Annotated in this window: 15 protein-coding genes, 1 tRNA gene and 2 pseudogenes; 7 read left to right on the forward strand and 11 right to left on the reverse strand. The window is 34.8% G+C overall.

Annotated elements, in window-relative coordinates; all coding sequences use genetic code 11:
- Positions 1 to 43: 43 nt before the first annotated feature.
- Genes cgtA through murC form a run of 3 tightly spaced genes read right to left on the reverse strand, consistent with a single transcriptional unit; the run spans position 44 to position 3829 of the window.
- Positions 44 to 1066, reverse strand: a complete 1023-nt coding sequence (gene cgtA / locus ONI09_RS04970) for an Obg family GTPase CgtA (protein ID WP_174515741.1) — start codon at positions 1064 to 1066, stop codon at positions 44 to 46.
- Complete coding sequence (eno, locus tag ONI09_RS04975) at positions 1054 to 2328, reverse strand: phosphopyruvate hydratase (protein WP_265013861.1); 1275 nt, start codon at positions 2326 to 2328, stop codon at positions 1054 to 1056. Before eno ends, cgtA begins: the two co-directional genes overlap by 13 nt.
- A gap of 4 nt (positions 2329 to 2332) precedes the next feature.
- Positions 2333 to 3829 (reverse strand): UDP-N-acetylmuramate--L-alanine ligase, encoded by a 1497-nt coding sequence (gene murC / locus ONI09_RS04980; protein WP_265013862.1) that lies wholly within the window; start codon positions 3827 to 3829, stop codon positions 2333 to 2335.
- A gap of 26 nt (positions 3830 to 3855) precedes the next feature.
- Between murC and ONI09_RS04985 the strand changes: the two genes are divergently transcribed.
- The 3 genes from ONI09_RS04985 to ONI09_RS04995 all read left to right on the forward strand — a co-directional run bounded on the left by ONI09_RS04985 (position 3856) and on the right by ONI09_RS04995 (position 8446).
- Positions 3856 to 4530 (forward strand): septal ring lytic transglycosylase RlpA family protein, encoded by a 675-nt coding sequence (locus ONI09_RS04985; RefSeq protein ID WP_319803722.1) that lies wholly within the window; start codon positions 3856 to 3858, stop codon positions 4528 to 4530.
- A gap of 929 nt (positions 4531 to 5459) precedes the next feature.
- Positions 5460 to 6824, forward strand: coding sequence for an ankyrin repeat domain-containing protein (locus ONI09_RS04990; protein WP_265013863.1), 1365 nt, complete (start codon positions 5460 to 5462; stop codon positions 6822 to 6824).
- A gap of 134 nt (positions 6825 to 6958) precedes the next feature.
- Entirely contained in the window at positions 6959 to 8446 is a 1488-nt protein-coding gene (locus ONI09_RS04995) for a type II secretion system protein GspD (RefSeq protein WP_265013864.1), read from the forward strand.
- 7 nt (positions 8447 to 8453) lie between these two features.
- Here the strand turns inward: ONI09_RS04995 and ONI09_RS05000 are convergent, their stop codons facing one another.
- The gene (locus ONI09_RS05000) at positions 8454 to 9392 is read right to left on the reverse strand and encodes a P44/Msp2 family outer membrane protein (protein ID WP_265013865.1); all 939 of its coding nucleotides are present in this window, start codon (positions 9390 to 9392) and stop codon (positions 8454 to 8456) included.
- A gap of 66 nt (positions 9393 to 9458) precedes the next feature.
- The gene (mtaB, locus tag ONI09_RS05005) at positions 9459 to 10685 is read right to left on the reverse strand and encodes a tRNA (N(6)-L-threonylcarbamoyladenosine(37)-C(2))-methylthiotransferase MtaB (RefSeq protein ID WP_265013866.1); all 1227 of its coding nucleotides are present in this window, start codon (positions 10683 to 10685) and stop codon (positions 9459 to 9461) included.
- 389 nt (positions 10686 to 11074) lie between these two features.
- On the opposite strand from mtaB, the gene gatA reads away from it, so the two are divergent.
- The gene (gene gatA / locus ONI09_RS05010) at positions 11075 to 12544 is read left to right on the forward strand and encodes an Asp-tRNA(Asn)/Glu-tRNA(Gln) amidotransferase subunit GatA (RefSeq protein WP_265014435.1); all 1470 of its coding nucleotides are present in this window, start codon (positions 11075 to 11077) and stop codon (positions 12542 to 12544) included.
- 180 nt (positions 12545 to 12724) lie between these two features.
- On the opposite strand, the gene ONI09_RS05015 is transcribed toward gatA, so the two are convergent.
- A complete protein-coding gene (locus ONI09_RS05015) occupies positions 12725 to 13318 on the reverse strand; it encodes a hypothetical protein (RefSeq protein ID WP_244226866.1) in 594 nt (197 codons plus the stop codon).
- An 85-nt stretch (positions 13319 to 13403) separates the two neighbouring features.
- On the opposite strand from ONI09_RS05015, the pseudogene ONI09_RS07110 reads away from it, so the two are divergent.
- A pseudogene (locus tag ONI09_RS07110) lies at positions 13404 to 14496 on the forward strand (IS3 family transposase).
- A gap of 46 nt (positions 14497 to 14542) precedes the next feature.
- Here ONI09_RS07110 and ONI09_RS05035 read toward each other — a convergent pair.
- From ONI09_RS05035 to ONI09_RS05045, 3 genes and pseudogenes are all read right to left on the reverse strand, one after another.
- Positions 14543 to 14921 (reverse strand): annotated as a pseudogene (locus ONI09_RS05035) (IS4-like element ISWosp8 family transposase); the annotation flags it as partial.
- Positions 14922 to 15142: 221 nt separating this feature from the next.
- Positions 15143 to 16147 carry a gamma-glutamyl-gamma-aminobutyrate hydrolase family protein gene (locus tag ONI09_RS05040; RefSeq protein WP_253303203.1) on the reverse strand — a complete coding sequence of 335 codons (1005 nt, stop codon included), beginning with the start codon at positions 16145 to 16147 and terminating at the stop codon, positions 15143 to 15145.
- Between the two features lie 90 nt (positions 16148 to 16237).
- A tRNA-Phe gene (locus tag ONI09_RS05045) sits at positions 16238 to 16310 on the reverse strand.
- Positions 16311 to 16389: 79 nt separating this feature from the next.
- On the opposite strand from ONI09_RS05045, the gene coaD reads away from it, so the two are divergent.
- Together coaD and ONI09_RS05055 are read left to right on the forward strand one after the other, a co-directional pair.
- Positions 16390 to 16896 carry a pantetheine-phosphate adenylyltransferase gene (coaD, locus tag ONI09_RS05050; protein WP_015589048.1) on the forward strand — a complete coding sequence of 169 codons (507 nt, stop codon included), beginning with the start codon at positions 16390 to 16392 and terminating at the stop codon, positions 16894 to 16896.
- Positions 16897 to 16964: 68 nt separating this feature from the next.
- Positions 16965 to 17156 carry a zinc-finger domain-containing protein gene (locus ONI09_RS05055; RefSeq protein WP_006279326.1) on the forward strand — a complete coding sequence of 64 codons (192 nt, stop codon included), beginning with the start codon at positions 16965 to 16967 and terminating at the stop codon, positions 17154 to 17156.
- Positions 17157 to 17172: 16 nt separating this feature from the next.
- Here ONI09_RS05055 and ONI09_RS05060 read toward each other — a convergent pair whose 3' ends face one another.
- Both ONI09_RS05060 and uppS read right to left on the reverse strand, forming a co-directional pair.
- Positions 17173 to 17799: a phosphatidate cytidylyltransferase gene (locus ONI09_RS05060; RefSeq protein ID WP_265013867.1), complete on the reverse strand. Its 627-nt coding sequence runs from the start codon at positions 17797 to 17799 to the stop codon at positions 17173 to 17175.
- Positions 17789 to 18484 carry a polyprenyl diphosphate synthase gene (gene uppS, locus ONI09_RS05065; RefSeq protein WP_265013868.1) on the reverse strand — a complete coding sequence of 232 codons (696 nt, stop codon included), beginning with the start codon at positions 18482 to 18484 and terminating at the stop codon, positions 17789 to 17791. Before uppS ends, ONI09_RS05060 begins: the two co-directional genes overlap by 11 nt.
- Positions 18485 to 18487: the final 3 nt, after the last annotated feature.

Below are 18487 nucleotides of genomic sequence, written 5' to 3' on the forward strand. Positions count from 1 at the left end.
TTCGTACAAATATATTCTAGTTATATGATAAAATAAATGAAATTCACATCTTAAAAGGATCATATACATCGATTTCCTTAGAATTACTCTTTTTCAATTTTTCACTTAATAATCTTAAAATAGGCTGTAAATCGCCATTAATTGATAAGCACAGCACTTCTTTATTGAGATAATTAGCTAGGTGATTCTTCTTTTCCAGAATTTCTGCTTCCCTCAATAAGTCGCATTTGTTTAATACTACAATCTCTTCTTTTTCAACAAGATCACTATTGTAAAGTTCCAATTCATTATGGATACAACTATAAGCCGAAACAACGTCATCGTGAGTTACATCGATTAAATGAAGTAAAATTTGACACCTTTCTATGTGCTTTAAAAATTTATGCCCGAGCCCAACTCCAAGGTGAGCATCAGTAATTATTCCAGGAATATCTGCTATTACAACTTCGCTATCATCCACTTTTACCATGCCTAAATGAGGTCTTACGGTGGTAAATGGATAATCGCCTACTTTTGTATCGGAATTTGAGCAGCGAGTCAAAAATTTTGATTTACCTGCGTTTGGCATGCCAATAATTCCAACATCTGATAAAACTTTTAGTTTTAATAATACATGTTTTTCTTCGCCAGGCTGACCGTAAGTAAAATGTCTTGGTGCCTTATTAGTAGAAGATTTAAAATTAGTATTTCCAAGTCCACCTTTTCCACCCTGTGCTACTTGAAATTCCATACCAGGCTTGTCAAGGTCTACTATTATCTCTTCACTTTCTTCATCAATTATTTGTGCACCGACTGGAACTTTAAGTATAACGTCTTTCCCTGCTGTGCCAGATCTATCCCTGCCTGCACCATTTTTTCCACTATCTGCTTTAATGTGTCTTCTATAACGAAAATGAAGCAAAGTGTTGAGATTAGCGTCGCTGATGAAAACTATGTTTCCACCCTTTCCTCCATTACCACCATTTGGACCACCAAATTCAACGAACTTTTCTCGACGAAAACTTGCACAGCCATCACCACCGTCACCGGCTTTTAAACACAATTTTACTTCGTCTATAAAACCCATGCTAACCCACGATAATATTTAGCATCCTTTCCTAACGTGCTTTCTATTCTCATTAGCTCATTATACTTCGCGAGTCTATCAGAACGCGATAGCGACCCGGTTTTTATTTGCCCGCAATTTGACGCAACTGCTATATGAGATATTGTTGTGTCTTCTGTTTCACCTGAGCGATGAGAAACAACAGCTTTATAGCCATTTGATTTTGCCATTTCAATAGCAGCAAAAGTTTCTGTTAACGTCCCTATTTGATTTGGCTTGATCAGTACAGCATTTGCCATTTTTTCCTCTATTCCTTTGCATATCAGTTCACAATTTGTAACAAACAAATCATCCCCAACCAATTGCATTTTACTCCCCAATTTTGCAGTAAGTAATTTCCAACCTTCATAGTCGTCTTCACTCATTGCATCTTCTATAGAAATTATTGGATATCTTTCCACAAGATTACAATAATATTCAGTCAACTCTTCTGAAGTAAGATCTCTGTGTTCAAATTTGTAAATTCCATCTTCATAAAAAGTAGATGAAGCAACATCAAGGCCTAGTGCAAAATCACTTTGCGCTGAATAACCTGCTGATTCTATAGCGTATATGATCAAATCAAGTGCTTCTTCAGTACTTTCAATATTTGGTGCAAAACCACCTTCATCCCCTACATTTGTGCTATAACCTTTTTTCTTAAGAATGCTACGTAAGTTGTGGAATACCTCCGCAGATATTCTAATCGCTTCGCTGAAAGTCTCAGCACCGACCGGAAGAATCATGAATTCTTGGAAATCGAGCTTATTGTCTGCATGTACTCCACCATTAATTATGTTAATGAGTGGAACCGGCATAACACTCGTCTGCTTTCCTCCCAAATATCTATATAGCGGCATTTTGAAACTGTTTGCTGCTGCTTTTGCAACTGCAAGAGACACACCCAAAGTTGCATTTGCTCCAAGTTTTGATTTGTTTTTTGTTCCATCCAGTTCAATTAATGCTTTATCAATTGCATTTTGGTCCGCTGCATTCATTCCAATGATTTCATCTGCTATTATCCCATTTACAGCTTGAACAGCTTTCAGCACTCCCTTACCACAATACCTTTTCTCATCTTGGTCCCTGAGTTCCAAGGCTTCTAATTTACCGGTTGAAGCTCCAGAAGGTACAGATGCTCTGCCTACTGCTCCATCACAGAGCCCAATCTCTACCTCAACGGTTGGGTAACCCCTGCTATCTAAAATTTCTCTTGCAAATACGTTATTGATTATCTTATTCATTACATTAAACCTTAACTTCCGCAATAAGTGCTGCAGTTTCCTTTGCCAATTTAGCTATATTACTACCAGCACCAATAAATAATACTATATCACTTGGACTTGTCGAATCACTAATAAAATGTGAAATGAGCAAAGCATCATTCATAATTTTTGTGTTATTAAATCCATTACTGATTAAAGCTTTTTGTATATCATCAATCCCACAACCAGGAATAGGCTTGTCTTCTGGGGGATGAACAGGAGTGAGGATGACATAATCAAACATCATGAAAATTCGTATGAATTCATCAAAAAAATTACGAATGCGGGCAAAACGAAGTGGTTCGATAATTCCTATTACTTTTCCTTTAGTAATCGAACGTGCAGCCGTTAAAGTTGCATATATTTCATTTGGATGATGGGCATAATCCTCAATTAACTTAACACCTTTAATATCGGCAATCAAAGAGAATCTTCTTGCTACTCCTTGAAATTCCAAAAGGCCTTTTTTAATATCTGCATCGCTAATTCCGAGCTTTATCGCAACTGATATTGCAGCTAGGGCGTTGCTTACTTTGTGAATTCCAATTGCATTTGATAGTACTATGTTTTTTAAAGGGCTGGATCCCACTGTCACGCACTGGGATGACATCTCTGTACACTTTCCTTTTGTCATTACAGCACGTAATGCTGGAATCCAGTTGTTCAACACATCAAATTCTATGCTGTTAGCATGCTGTTTAATGTTGCTGGCTCTTATGCTACCATTCTCAAACCCAAACGTTATAGAATTACCCGCATCATAATCGATGTCTACAGAATCAGGTAAAACTGCAGAACCTGCATTATTCACGAATTGGGAAAATGCATTTTTGATATTATCAAATGTGCCGTAATAATCTATGTGGTCATTGTTGATACTTGTTATGACAGCAATCTTTGCAGGGATTTTTAGCATAGTTCCATCAGACTCATCAGCCTCGATCAGAAAAGTGTCACTCCCTCCAAGTTTGAAGTTGCTCTTATAGGAATTTAATATCCCTCCTACAGTTACAGTCGCATCAATGCCAGAATGATCAAAAATGGAAGCAATCATAGCGGTTGTTGTTGTCTTTCCGCTTGAACCTGAAACCGCTATCACATATTTACCTTTCATAATTTCAGCAAGTATGTCTGATCTATGCAAAACGGTTTTATTGTTATTTTTTGCCGCAATTAACTCCACATTATCAGATTCTATTGCAGAAGAATGTACAACTATTTGAGCTTGGCTTATATTATTAGGATTGTGACCAATAAAAACCTCTATACCTAGCTTTTGTAACTTATTTATATTGTCGTTTGATTGTGCATCACTGCCTTGAACTTTGCAATTGGAATTGTGAAGAATTTCAGCAATGGCACTCATTCCGATTCCACCTATACCAATAATATGTATTATTCCTTTTTGAGTTTTGTTAATATTTAGCAGTAGATGTTTACTCATTACTAAATTTATTATAGTATAATTTAAAATCCTCATAGTATCGAACCCTCTTACCGAATACAATGATAAAAAACCTAACCTTTCTATGTCTAATATTTGTTTTGATAAGTAGCTGCAGTTTTAGCAACAGGTTTAACTGCACTGCAGGTCATTATAAAATTGGCAGCAGCTACACAATAAATGGTATAACTTATTATCCAAAAAACTGTAAACACTATGAAGAGATAGGGATAGCATCGTGGTATGGAATAGAAGATCATGGCACACTTACAGCAAATGGTGAAGCGTTTAACCGTCACTTGATCTCTGCAGCGCATAAGACTTTGCCCCTACCCTGCTTTGTTCTTGTCACTAATTTAGAAAATGGAAGAAAGCTTGTTACAAGGGTTAACGATAGAGGACCATTTATTGAAGGTAGAATAATAGACTTATCAGAAAAAGCAGCTCAAGTCTTAGGATTTCATAAATCTGGGCTTGCAAAAGTAAAAGTCCAATACCTAAGAAAGATGTCAGAACAATTGATACAAAATACTCCCTATTACAGAAAGCAGTATGAAAAAGAAATACAGAAACGTCACCCAAAACAAGACAATGCAGAAAGTAAGGGATATGTTGCATTTTTTAAAAGTGCTCAGGCTGCTAAGTCAGCTGCATCAAAGCTTCGCAATCAAGGAATAAAAAATGTTAGATTGCTTTTTAAGAACGATCAATATTGCGTGAAAGTGAGTTATAGGTAGTGGTGAGTGCAGAATTTGAAAGATTTGGTTAATGTAAGGAACGCTGGCTAACTATTGTAAGTTAAAAATGTGATATAAAAAAGATATCAACAATTTATAGCTATACCACCGCGATATCTCTTAGCCGCTAACACGTAGCGGAATGACGAGCTTATCGTCACGCCACCGCTAACCGTCATACCGCGATTTATTCGCGGTATCTCAGCCGCTAACAAGTAGCGAAATGACAGCAATTCTACGTCATGCCGCCGCTAACCGTCATACCGCGATTCATTCGCGGTATCTCAGCCGCTAACAAGTAACGGGATGACGAGCTTATCGTCATGCCACCGCGAACCGTCATGCCGCGATTCATTCGCGGTATCTCAGCCGCTAACAAGTAGCAGAATGACAGCAATCCTACGTCATACCGTCACGGTATCTCTAGATCCCGCTAACAAGTAGCGGGATACTTGACCTTTACAGGGATGACAGTTGTCGTTTAGCTATAAATGTTAAGAAATTTACCAAATAAAAAAAAGGTAAAGAAAACCTAGGGCAGCTAGTATTCAAATTCTCCCTTGTCTATTTGACGTCTTTTACTGTCTTAAACACTTTATAAGCGCGTTTCGGCTTGTATAGGTAGAAACCTAAAAGTTTTATAAAGACATGAGGTGCACATAGTGCAAAAAATTAAGCATGATTTACGCCAAATACATTAAGTTTTTTGTCATTAATCCACCGCAGAGATTGCGAAGATAAACAAATAGCTTCAGTTTCATGATAAGAGGGCTGGCGGAGTTTGTCAAGTAAGTTTTTCGTTTCATCCAATGCGCTGCCAAAAGTTTGTTATGCAAGAATGCACTAGCCATTTCTCACAGATTCATTTAAACTTAATCAAGTAGGAGTATTATTAACGCGAAAAGAGTTTAATTAGAGATTTAAGTGATATGGCGCGTGAGGAAGATATAAACCAATTAGTAGAAAATGGATTTGATATTAACTCAAAAGATGCAAGTGGAATCACTCTCTTGCATAAGTTCACAAAAGAAGGCGATTTAGTTGGAGTAAAGTCATTACTAGAGCACGAAGCTGATTTCAATGTCGTAGACAACGAAAATAGAAACCCTCTGCATTACTCCATTATGCATGGACACAAGAAAGTTGCTAAACTTTTTGTTAACCAACTGACAATTAATTCCAAGGATAAAAATGGATTCACTCCACTGCACCTTGCTGCACTACAAGATGACACGGAATTAATAGATTTTTTGATAACAAAAGGCGCAAAAATTAATGAAAAAGATGCCAAAGAGGGCTATACTCCTCTTCATATAGCTTCACTATACGGTTCTAAAAAAAGCGTCCAAATTTTAATTGATAGCGGAGCAAATCTCGAATGTGAAGATAACAATTTTCGTACTCCTTTGTTTTTAACCATTTATCAATGCACCGCACATTATGACAGCAGAGCAGAAATTATAGAATATCTGATAAAGAAAGGTGCAAATATAGAAGCCAAAGATGCAGAAAATAACACTACGCTTTTCCTAGCAGTGTATAACAACAAAATGCAAATAGTAAAATTTATTGCAAAAAAACAGCAAGCAAGTAACGATAAAATTAAACTTAAAGAGTTTTTTTGCACAAAAAACAACCATGGTTTTGATGCGTTAGATTGCGCTATTGAGCATAATAATAGAAAAATGGTAACATTTCTTGTTTCAAAGGGAATAGAAGCAAACGATCAAGATTTTAATGGTAACGCTAGGCTGCATAAAGCTAGCCATAATGGTAACACTAAAACAGTTAAGCTCTTATTGAAGCTTAAGGTAAACGTTAATGCTGTTACTAAATGTAACAGAAGTCCCTTGCTACTCGCAGTTAAAAAAGGCCATACACAAATTGTGAAAATGTTATTGGAAGTTAGAGCCAATATGAACATTTGTGAGCAACAAGGTTTTGCACCTCTACATCTTGCTGTTCAAAAGGATTATTTTGATATAGCTCAGTTGTTAACAGAAAAAGGTGCAGACCTTAACATTAAGTGCAATAACGGTCATACCGCAATAGATATGTTCATTAGCAAGGCTCATAGCAAAAAAAACATCGAAGAAAATTACAAAAAATTTTGTAGATTTTTGATGCTTTATCTGAAAGAGCTACATAGTAAACACAAAGCCTGTTGTATACTTTCAACCCTAGCTCTAAGCTTCACAATTATAGGCTTACCATTTATTTTCAAGCCTATTATTAAATACAGAGAAAGAAGTAAAATATATAAAAAAATTAGGGCTATGCTGGTCTACATTTAAGTACAAGAAGAGTATACAAAAAATACATAGCCAAAGCTAATACACGACAATTATCTGCTCGATGAAAATGAGATTAAATACATTTTTAATATTTTTATAGAAATCTATTAGTATAGATTTTGTATGCTGTTCTAATGGCTATTTTTAAATGCTTAATACTCCTCTTCATTATTTCTTGCACACATCTACCTACCAAGCAATATCCTATTAACATAGACAATTATAAGCACGATTATCCGTTGCAACAATATAACACCTCTTTGGAGATTAATGAACCGGCAATACCAGAAATTATGCCTTTACCAATAGAGTTTCCCGATCTCACAATCAGTAATCAGCTTATTTCTATTAATGTTAGTGAAGAAGTATCAGTAAAGGATTTGCTGATTGAGATAGGAAAACTTTCTGACGTTAACTTGGATATGGACCCAAAAATATCAGGTAATATTATTTTAAAGCTAAAAGATAAGGATATAAACGAAGTAATTCAGAGTATAGCAAATAGCGCCAAACTGCGTTACTCAACAAGTAATGGTGTAATTAGAATTGAGCAGGACTTGCCATACGCACAAAATTATTACGTAGACTTCATCAATATTCAACATTCTGCTCAAAGCAGTTTCGTCATTAATAACAATATTACTAACAGTGATGGAAGTAACGTTGATAGGGACTATAACAATGTTATGAAGTCTCAATACAGTAGTGACTTATGGAATTCATTAGAAAAAGGCTTGAATGCAATAATGGATGTTAACGGGGTGGATGATGGCGAATTCCTTTCATCCAACAGAGAAGCTGGTGTTATTATTTTGAATGCTAGAAAAGATATCCACAAAGCTGTTGAAGAATATATTAATAAGGTTAAGAAGTTAGCGTCTTCTCAAGTAATGATAGAGGCAAAAATAGTTGAAGTTGTGCTAGATGACAAATACCTTTCTGTTATGAACTTAAATGACTTACAAGATGGAACTAAGTCTATAATAAATCAAGATAACTCCATTATTAACCTAGCAATGAACTTTGGTGCAAATGATCTAGGAGATTTAGTAAAAAATTTAGACAAATTTGGCACTTCAACTGTAATTTCAAGCCCCAGAGTACATGCTATAAATAATCAGCAAGCGATGATTTCATTTACTAAAAACCATATTTATTTTACCTCCGATGTACAAAAAGATACTAGAAACTCTAATCAGACCTTAATTACCAAGATGAATAGCGTCCCAATAGGTGTTGTGCTAATAATCCACCCAAGCATTAACATTGATACTAGTGAAATATTCATGGATATACATCCAACTTTATCAAGAATTAACGGCTACACTAAAGATCCAGATATAGAGTACGTCGCACAGCAGAGTAAAATGAAATTAAATAGCGACATTCCAATTGTTGAAATCAGAGAAATGAACTCTATGTTAAAAATTAAGAGCGGTGAAATTATGGTAATCGGCGGGCTTATAGAACATAGAGAAGATAAGCAAAGCTTATTGCATCAGAAATCAAAAAGGCTAGCGAATAATATTAGAACAGTAGAAACTGTCATTTTTTTAAAAGCAACAATCGTACCAACATTTGGTTTGTTAGATAGAAAAGATAAGAATTTATATATATATTAAATTATCACTAAAAATTAAATATCAAACCAACTTCAATATTGTGAGTAGATATGTCATCTGCAACAGGTATCGGAACGCTAAAGTAACGATAGCCGAGAAAGGTTTTGATTTCTGGGATTATTGAATAATCAACACCAAGTTTTATTTGATAAGCAAACCAAGGAACATTCAGTGGCATTGAATTTTGGGGTGACCCATTAATCCTTTTTAATCTAAAAACTGTTGGTCCTATACCAAGACCGATGTACGGAGCAAATTGTGTATCCTGAACGCTGGGATTATAATAGAAGTTTAACAAAAACGCAAATATACTTGCTGATTTATCAAATACCGGAGGAGAATTACTATCTTCAATATTGGCTATAGAATACGCGGCTTCAAAATCAATTTTACCATTTTCTCCAGCATAGTAACCTAAAGACATGCTGCTAAACCACTGGAAATCAATTTTACCATCAAATTGCTGTATACTTTTAATTTCATCTGCCACTATATTTTTTATTATAAAACCATAATGACTTTCAACTAAAGTTAGGACTCTCTCCCCTATTGCCTTTATACCCTTTACAAATATTTCTGAATTATCATGGTATACCTTACCACCGTTAGCGCTAACATAAAAATCAAGTTTTTTTGATTTTTCTTTTGTAGGCTCAGCTTGATCTGCAATACGTGACCACATATTTTTCTGATCAGCTAATTGGAGAATAGAAGGTTGTTCAATAGGACTATTTTCAGGTTCTTGATATTTTAAATCCTCTGTTAGTACTTCTTTTTCAGTAACCTCTTTAGAATGCATTACATCTTCATTATTGTCCGTTTCTAGTTTTAAGAGTTGTGTTCCAATAACTTGTTCAACGTGTACATAATTACCGATATAAGTAATAAAAAAATAGACACATGAAATTAAAATCAAAAATAAAGTAATAGATCTTTTAGTTATCACAAATGAACCCATAATTATCATTTATAGTATAACCATCATATCATATATTTCTTTAATGTACAAAAATTAAGAAAGAGTATTTCCAATTAAATAATTATTCTCTACGCCTGTAACATTAACTTTCACAATACTTTTAGCTTGCGCTCTTGATTCAAGCTTTATTAATGCAAAATTTTCTGCTCTACCGACATTATTTTGCTCAACCAGAACACTTTGCTTAGTGTTGATCAAGGATTGACAAAAACTGCTCATAATTTCTTTATTTACTTCTCTTAAATTTTTTACTCGTTCTTTACGCACATTCTCTGGTACTTGTGGCATTCGTGCAGCAGGTGTATTTTTCCGCTCTGAATATGGAAAAGCATGTAGGTAAACTATATTTGTTTTTTTCAGTAAATCAACTGTATCCTGAAACATTTCATCAGTTTCTGTTGGAAATCCAGCAATAATATCAGCGCCAAATGCTATATTAGGCCTCAAGCTCTTCATTTTATGACAAAATTCTATCACTTGTTCTCTGTTGTGACGACGCTTCATTCTCTTTAGTATTAAATTATTACCAGATTGTAGACTCAAATGTAAATGAGGCATAAGTCTTAACTCATTAGCTATTAAATCCATTAATTCGTCGTCAACTTCAGCAACATCGATAGAGGAAAGTCTTAGCCTCTTCAACTCTGGTATATCCTTTAAAACTCTCCTAATCATTGAACCAAGTGATGGCTTACCCAACAAATCTGTACCAAAGTCAGTAATATCAACCCCTGTAAACACTACTTCTTGATATCTATTTTCTACAAAGATCCTGATTTGCTCTATAATACTGTTTATTGGCACAGATCGATTATTCCCTCTTGCCTCAGTAATTGAACAAAATGTGCAGCTATGATTACAACCATTTTGAATTTCAATAAATGCCCTTGACTTATCTTCAAATTCATTAATTAGAACAGGTTCTACTTGGTTATCACTGACCAAGATTTTATCGTCATTTAGTAAGTAATTTTCAGCTTTTAGCTTATCTTGATTACCGAGCACTTTACTTACACCAGGAATGCTACTGTAAACTTCTGGATCCAACTGAACAGCACAACCAACTACGATAATTTCTTTATTTGGATCATTTTTGTAAATCTTACGTATCTTTTGCTTTACCTGACGTTCTGCTTCGTTTGTCACTGCACAGCTATGCACCACAACAACATTTTCTCTCTTTGCTTTTTTTAATGCTTCTTTGATTAACTCGCTCTCGTAAAAATTTAGACGACAACCAAATGTTATCACTTCATTCATGTTAGTATTTTTTGCTTTAATAGACCTAAATTATATCAAATATCCAAGCAAAGTCTCTTGCATGACTATTTTTTTGTAAATAAATGCTATGCAAGCAGCAGACACTGGGATCTCAACGATTTTCACTCAGATACAGTATCACTCCTTTGCTTATTATAGTCTTTTGACCTTTTTAAGATACAATCCGGATTGGATACTGAGTTGGTGAGTATAAAAGTATAGCTTCTACGTCATACCGCTGCGGTATCTCTTAGCCGCTAACAAGTAGCGGGATGACGATTATCGGTGAATCTAAGTTACCTTAGCTACATTTCTAGCTGTAACTATAAATGTATGGATTTTTTATCGTGCCATGTTATAATCAACGTCTTGCTAAAAATTAAATATTGATGAATGGACTAAGAAAGTTAAGTATTACACAAATGCATGACGGGCTCAAAAAAAAGAGTTTTTCTGCCGTTGAACTCGTAGAGGCGCACATCAGCGCGGTTGAAAATGAGAAATTAAATGCATTTATAACAAAAACCCCAGAGATAGCAATGAAAGCTGCTAAAGCTGCAGATGAACATTTCTCTAGGCAAAAGGATGATTTAATCTCGCCGCTCATGGGTGTACCAGTTGGCATCAAAGATCTATTCTGTACAAAAGGAATAAAAACAACAGCATGCTCAAAAATGCTGGAAAATTTCGTTCCGACTTACGAATCTACGGTGTCTGACTTGCTTTTAAAAAGTGGAGCAGCCATGCTCGGTAAGCTTAATATGGATGAATTTGCTATGGGCTCTGCGAACACAAATAGCTATTTTGGCCCTGTTGAAAATGTGTGGATTAGAAAAAGTGATGGGGAAAAAGTTGTTCCTGGTGGATCATCTGGTGGATCTGCAGCATCGGTTGCTGGATTTTTATGCGCTGGAGCGTTAGGGAGCGACACCGGTGGATCTGTACGCCAACCAGCAGCTTATTGTGGAGTAGTTGGAATAAAGCCAACTTATGGAAGATGCTCGCGTTTTGGTATGATTGCATTTGCGAGTTCTCTGGATCAAGCAGGAGTCATTACTCGTTCTGTCTCTGATTCAGCATTAATGCTGGAAGCAATTTGTGGCTATGATACAAAAGATTCAATATCGAGCGAAAAGCCAGTGCCTAAATTTTCTAGCTTTATAAATGGTGATGTCAAGGGTAAGTGTATTGGTATACCAAAAGAATATAGGATGGATGGAATTTCAGAGGAAATAGTTCATAATTGGAAAAGAGTTGCTTCCTATTTAAAAGAAAATGGCGCTGAAGTTGTTGACATTACTCTGCCACATACTAAATATGCAATACCAGTCTATTATTTAATCTGTTCTGCTGAAACTTCATCCAATCTTGCTTGTTACGATGGTGTGCGTTATGGATTAAGGGTTGATGCTGATACCCTTGAAGAAATGTATTCACTAACAAGAGCAGAAGGTTTTGGTAAAGAGGTGAAAAGAAGAATTTTAATTGGCGCTTATGCGCTTTCTTCAGGTCATTATAATGAATATTACGAAAAAGCGCAGTGCATTAGGGCATTAATCAGAAATGATTTTATAAAAGCGTTTGAAAAAATAGATTACATACTTGTGCCATCTGCTCCAACAGAAGCTTTTGGCTTAAATGAAAAGCCAGATCCGTTAATTATGTGCATCAATGATGTGTTTACTGTGCCGGCAAGTCTGGCAGGATTGCCTGCTATTTCTGTTCCTGTTGGGCTCTCCAATGAGGGTTTACCACTTGCCTTGCAAGTGATTGGAAATTATTATGATGAAGCTGGAATATTAAATGTGGCAAGTGTGATAGAGCAAAATTGCGGCAGAATAATTAGACCTCTTGCATAATCTATTTTTTGATAGTAATTTTTGCATTAAAATTTGCTTACGCTCCTCAACGTACTCTATGGTTCCATTTTTAGATGAATAGCAAAAACAGGGTATATTAATCTGTTTACAAAATTTTCGTGTAACAGTTCACACTTAATTAAACAGACTGAATTCTGTAATTTTGGGATGTTGAAAAATTTACCTCACGTTGTCATTCCAGCGCATAACGCTGAAATCCAGATTTATAGAAACGAAAAAACTTGCTTGACACATTTTGCCAACCCCCTTATTATGATGTGTAGTACAATGATACAAATTAAGAATTCCCCCATCCTGTGCTGGTTCTTCGATCTGAAATCCTACTTCTACCTGATCACAACCAATGTTAATTTGTCCTATTAATGCTTTAATAATGCCGCGCTTAGTTTGCCAATCTAGCTGTTCCAGGTTCGATTTTACACTAGAATAAAAATTCTTTATGCTATTTATAATAAGACTTATTCCTTTTTCTACTGCCTTCTGATCAACTACCTTTTTTTTCTCTTCTTCTATCCCTTGTAAGCGTTCTTTCATTTTTCTCATTGTCTGTTTAAATTCTTCTTCGCTTATATATCCTTTCTCTCCTGCATTTTCTTGACTATAATAATCTTCCATTAATTTTTCGATACCTTCTTTTATTTGATTTTCTCTTCTTGCAAACTTTTTCTCTGATGATTCATCATTTTTATTTTCTAATACTCTACGTTGGTATTCCTTTTTTATCATCTCTGGGTTTTTTAGTACATCTTTCACCTTTTCCCATACTGACCTTACCCAGAAAAAGTGGAGAGAAAGAAAGGAGTTTTTTCGGGTAAAATAAAATTTTGGAGGATTAGAAATGGCAAGAGAATATACGGCAGAATTTAAATTGGAATCTGTTAAGCTGGCAAATGAACAAAGAAAGGTAGGTCAACCAGTTGCAAAAGTAGCAAGAGATCTAGGAATAAGGGATAGTGTATTAGGAAAATGGATGAAGAAATATAACGAAAAAAGTCAGCGGCAAATGCATTTCCAGATGTAGCACCTTATGACAAAGAGAGATTTGATTTACAGAAAGAGTTAGCAAAAGTAACAAGAGAAAGAGACATTTTAAAAAAAGCCCTGGCCAGTCAAAAAGAGTAAAATATTTTTTCATAAAAGAGCATAGTAAACACTATAAAGTGCAGGAATTATGTAGGGTTTTCTGCTAGTGGCTACTATAAGTGGACTACAAGGAAAATAAGCAGTAGAGAATCAGCAAATAAAGAGTTATTAGCAGATATTCAAAAAATATATCAAGCTTCTAAATGTAGATATGGAGCTCCTAAAATTCATGCTGAATTAAAGGCTTTGGGTAAAAGTTGCAACTTAAAAACAGTGCAAAGTATTATGCAGAAAAATGGTATTCAGGCTATATTGAGAAGAAAATTTAAAATTAAGAAACAACAAACGGACAGTAGCTCCCAATATATTAGACCAAAACTTTATTGTCGATCAACCAAATAAAGTATGGGATTACTTATATAAAAACCAAAGAAGGATGGCTATATTTGGCAACAATAATCGATCTATATTCACGCATGGTAGTTAATGAGCAGTTCAATAAATAAACAATTGGTTATGGACTCTTTATTAATGGCCGTTAACAAGCGTAAACCTGCCAAAAATCTACTATTACATAGTGATCAAGGTTCACAATATACTTCGCAAGGTTATCAATATCTCTTATCCATAAAAAACATAGATGAGTCATAAAGGTTGTTGTTACGACAATTCTGTTGTGGAAAGCTTCTTTAGCTCATTGAAAAGAGAAATACTTATTGATACTTCACAACACTCTGCTCAACAAACTAGAACTGCAATATTTGAATACATAGAAATTTTTTATAACAAACAACGTCACTATTAACTATTGCATTCCTGAGCATTTTGATTCATCATTCTCTTTGTGAAAAACATTCCAAACTTTCTCTCCACTTTTTCTGGGTAAGGTCAGTTTCCATTTGGTTCAAACTCGGATACAATTTCCCCAGAGCTGGGTAATCTCATACCAGAACCATCTGCTGCAATAAGTCTATAGCCTCTCCAACTCAGGTTCATCCTGATAGGCTGTTTGGATGCTTAAATTCTTGAAAGCCTGTATGGCAAATCTTATACCTTGCTTTAGAAAAAGCTTGCTTTGAGGGTACATGTCAATGGCTCCATAAGTTCACATTCTATTCCCAAACTTTTTTTAACTAACTTTAAAATCATAGAAAATACTGTCGAAAAAGGAAGTTTTCTTGTTCGTGTAAAACTCAACACAATGGATTTTCTGAAAAGTTTTCGAGTATATTGCATTTTTAATTTGTAAGATAAGATCTTTTCCTTTTTGCATGCCTCACCTAAAAAAGACACATTTTAAACTTTTTTGTTGCAATAAAATAGAAACAAAAGTGCTGTCCCTTGGACTCTTTGGATAATTTAATGATAAAAAATTTGGAGAGAAATTTTATACACTATCGCTGATATTTTTCCTTAAGTTGACGCCATTGCCTGAACGGATACATGACAAATCTATCGTTTATCAAACCGTCGGTAAGCCTAAAGCTATAGCCATTAAGCACGATAAAGAAAATCATTCATAATCGCTATAGCAACTAGTGTAGACACTTGACGTTCCTTGTGATTTGATAAATAGAGGTTTTTATCTGACTTCACAACAAGGGCTTCTGGATGACTTTGAAAGTGAACATTACCATGCTTATCTTCAATAGCCTCTATTACCCCCTCACTGGAAAATGCTGCAACTTTATATCCAAGTGACTCCAATTTTCTTCTATTTTCTGGTGTATTACTTACTGCTCCTGAATGAGCATCTGGAAAATATGTTGAAAACCAACCATTTTCATCAGGTATTAGGAATTTAGCTACTACTTCTGCTAAACGACTATTTGGAACAATCTTTATCTGTTGTAAAGGCACATCTTCCTGCTTTGGATTAAGCGCTGACATTAAATGGGTCTTTTGCTGTCTTTCATAACCCGCTACTTCAATTCCTTTTGCACGCATAATGTCTTGTAACCCACCACATATGCCAAGTAAATGAATTGCAGGATTGTCATCTACTATTTTTACAATTGCTTTAGTAGCAAGATCGTTGTAAAAATCAGCAATGCGAGTTTTTGGCTGATGAAGATCATTTAGAATAAATATTCTATTTATCTTTTGCTCTTTAATGAATCGTGCAACTTCAATTTTTATTCGGTCTAGTGCTAGCGCCAACACTTCATCTTGTTTTGCAAAGATAAGCGACTTTTCTTGGATTCCTGTTAGGTTAATTATTTTATTGTAATCAATGAGTACGGTTTTAACTCCAAAATTATTGAATATCTCATAAATTTGAGATACCTCACGCCCAAATGCTCCTTCCTTTTTCAACAAACCAACAACTATGTCATTATTTACTGTATTTTCTGCTGTCAAGACAGTTGACGCTGGTTCTTCTTTTCTGGTTACATGTTGAGATGCCGGTTTTTCACTAACGCCAGCATAAGTAATATTGCTTAATAATAGAACTATAATTAATAAGATATTAAATATTCTGCTATAATATCTATACATATAGTTTACCCTCTCAACACTTATATCAATATCATAACATATTATAGAACGTTTTACAACAAAAAGGTAAATTTGGTAAGAAAGAGAAGGTGGCCTGAGCAGGAATCGAACCAGCGACACAAGGATTTTCAGTCCTTTGCTCTACCAACTGAGCTATCAGGCCAACTGTATACTTTTATTTTTAGATAAAAAATGTTATTATGTCTATCAAAAGTTTTTAAAGTAGTTTATAAAAATAAAGGATGAACATTAATGACAAAATAGGAATCTACCCTGGCACATTTGATCCTATAACTTTTGGGCATATTGACATAATCAAAAGAGCGTGTAAACTAGTCGATAAATTAATAATAGGAGTTGCAGAAAACGTTAATAAGCATACTGCCTTTGACACAAAGCTACGCACAAGCATGGCTGAAAATGAAATCAAAGGACTAGGAATTGATGCAGATGTTATATCTTTTAATGGGTTGCTAGTGAAGTTTGCCAAAGAGCAGAATGCTTCTGTTATTATTAGAGGATTAAGAGCAGTGTCGGATTTTGATTACGAGTTTCAAATGAGTTGGGTAAATTATAAACTTCTTCCTGAAATCGAAACCATATTTCTTCCCGCTTCTGAAGATACTCAATTTATCTCATCAAGCTTTGTAAAGGAAATAGCAAGATTAGGAGAAGATGTTAGCAAATTTGTATCAAAAGGTGTTCAAAACGAATTGATTAACCTGAATAGGATAAAAAATGGAGAATAGTGCTTGTTGTTTTTTATTTCTGAATGGGTATATTCAATATATAAAATGTTATAAGCTAAAGGAGCAGCATGTCAAAAGTGAGGGTTAATAATAGAAAAGTTTGTTGTCATGGTGATGAGAATGATGAGGGTTCCGGCCATCCATTAATATATTTAGATATGGGAGAAGAAGAGGAAATAGCCTGCCCTTATTGTGAAAAGACGTTTGTCCATGACTGCACTGTAGAAGCGGTTGGGGAGCTGACTAGGGATGAGCTCTAATGGCACTTCTGCAGACTTAGCTTATGTAAATAGCAATAAGAGGGGCAGTAAAAATGAAACTGTCCATACGGTCGAGCACTCCCCCATGGCCAGGTATCATATTTCCACTATCTTTAACACCGTAAGCTCTTTTAACAAGCGACTCAGTGAAATCGCCAAGTTGCGCTAGAATAGCAATTCCAAGGCCAATGATTGGAGAATAAAAAATTGAAAATAGACCAAAAAATATTGATCCAAAAATTGTGCATACTACTCCAGCTAAAATCGCACCAAGAAGTCCTGTCCAAGTTTTTCCAGGGCTAAGAATTGGGCAAATTTTAGCTCCACCAAAATTCTTGCCAAATAGGTAGGCAGTAACGTCAATTCCCCAAATGGTTAAGACGAACCATACTAATGCGTATTTTCCCTGTGGTAGATTATATAAATATATTAATGAGGCGCTTGGTAGTGCAATCAATAATAATGCAAAAACGTATAAAATTTTATTTCCTTGGGTTAGATTATACCATTCAAAAGAAGATAAAACTGCTATTGAAAAAATCAATAGGTAAAACGATAAATCACTAAAATATGTAGCAAAGGAAAATATGAATAATATTACTATTGAGGACAACATTCTCATTATAAAATTATTATCTACCATATTTTTTCTCTCTTTTTGTATAATCTTCTAATGCTTTACTCAAATCTTGACAAGAAAAATCAGGCCATAAAGTATCACAAAAATACAATTCAGCATAAGCTGCTTGCCATAATAAAAAGTTGCTTAACCTTTTTTCGCCGCCAGTGCGAATTAATAAATCCAATTTTGGCAAATCTTTAGTATACAGAAATTTTTCAAATTCCTCTTCTGATACATAAGCAATATTTTCTTTTATAATACTGCTTATAGCTTGTGTAATTTCTTGCTTTGCTCCGTAACTGACTGCCACAGTGAGTAATAAACCATCGTTCTTATGTGTCATTTCTTCTGCTTTTTTAATTTGATCCAATATTTTACTGGATAACAGACTTAAATTGCCAATAAAATTCAACTTAATGTTACAGTTGCAAATGAAATTGACTTTATCTTCATTAGTTAAAACGGAGTAAAATAAATCAAATAGACAGTCAGTTTCGTTTTTGGGTCTAAGCCAATTCTCCATAGAGAATGCATACAAAGTTAAGTAGGGTATGGTTAGGTCCGTACAATACTTGGCAATATCGTATGCAACTTCACTGCCCTTTTTATAACCATCAATTTTTACTCTTCCTTGATTGTTTGCCCATCTACCATTACCATCCATAATAATTGCTAAATGTTTCGGTAAAGATTCTTGATTCAACATTTA

The sequence above is a fragment of the Wolbachia endosymbiont of Drosophila pseudotakahashii genome (assembly GCF_026015925.1).
In the GTDB taxonomy this organism is placed as follows: Bacteria; Pseudomonadota; Alphaproteobacteria; order Rickettsiales; family Anaplasmataceae; genus Wolbachia; species Wolbachia pipientis.

What these genes read in the sequence shown, in the direction of transcription:
- coaD (WP_015589048.1), top strand. Translation starts at nt 16,390, where the DNA reads ATGAACATTAATGACAAAATAGGAATCTACCCTGGCACATTTGATCCT.
- mtaB (WP_265013866.1), bottom strand. Translation starts at nt 10,685, where the DNA reads ATGAATGAAGTGATAACATTTGGTTGTCGTCTAAATTTTTACGAGAGC.
- ONI09_RS04985 (WP_319803722.1), top strand. Translation starts at nt 3,856, where the DNA reads ATGATAAAAAACCTAACCTTTCTATGTCTAATATTTGTTTTGATAAGT.
- murC (WP_265013862.1), bottom strand. Translation starts at nt 3,829, where the DNA reads ATGAGGATTTTAAATTATACTATAATAAATTTAGTAATGAGTAAACAT.
- uppS (WP_265013868.1), bottom strand. Translation starts at nt 18,484, where the DNA reads ATGTTGAATCAAGAATCTTTACCGAAACATTTAGCAATTATTATGGAT.
- eno (WP_265013861.1), bottom strand. Translation starts at nt 2,328, where the DNA reads ATGAATAAGATAATCAATAACGTATTTGCAAGAGAAATTTTAGATAGC.
- ONI09_RS04990 (WP_265013863.1), top strand. Translation starts at nt 5,460, where the DNA reads ATGGCGCGTGAGGAAGATATAAACCAATTAGTAGAAAATGGATTTGAT.
- gatA (WP_265014435.1), top strand. Translation starts at nt 11,075, where the DNA reads ATGAATGGACTAAGAAAGTTAAGTATTACACAAATGCATGACGGGCTC.
- ONI09_RS05040 (WP_253303203.1), bottom strand. Translation starts at nt 16,147, where the DNA reads ATGTATAGATATTATAGCAGAATATTTAATATCTTATTAATTATAGTT.
- ONI09_RS05055 (WP_006279326.1), top strand. Translation starts at nt 16,965, where the DNA reads ATGTCAAAAGTGAGGGTTAATAATAGAAAAGTTTGTTGTCATGGTGAT.
- ONI09_RS05060 (WP_265013867.1), bottom strand. Translation starts at nt 17,799, where the DNA reads ATGGTAGATAATAATTTTATAATGAGAATGTTGTCCTCAATAGTAATA.
- ONI09_RS04995 (WP_265013864.1), top strand. Translation starts at nt 6,959, where the DNA reads ATGGCTATTTTTAAATGCTTAATACTCCTCTTCATTATTTCTTGCACA.
- cgtA (WP_174515741.1), bottom strand. Translation starts at nt 1,066, where the DNA reads ATGGGTTTTATAGACGAAGTAAAATTGTGTTTAAAAGCCGGTGACGGT.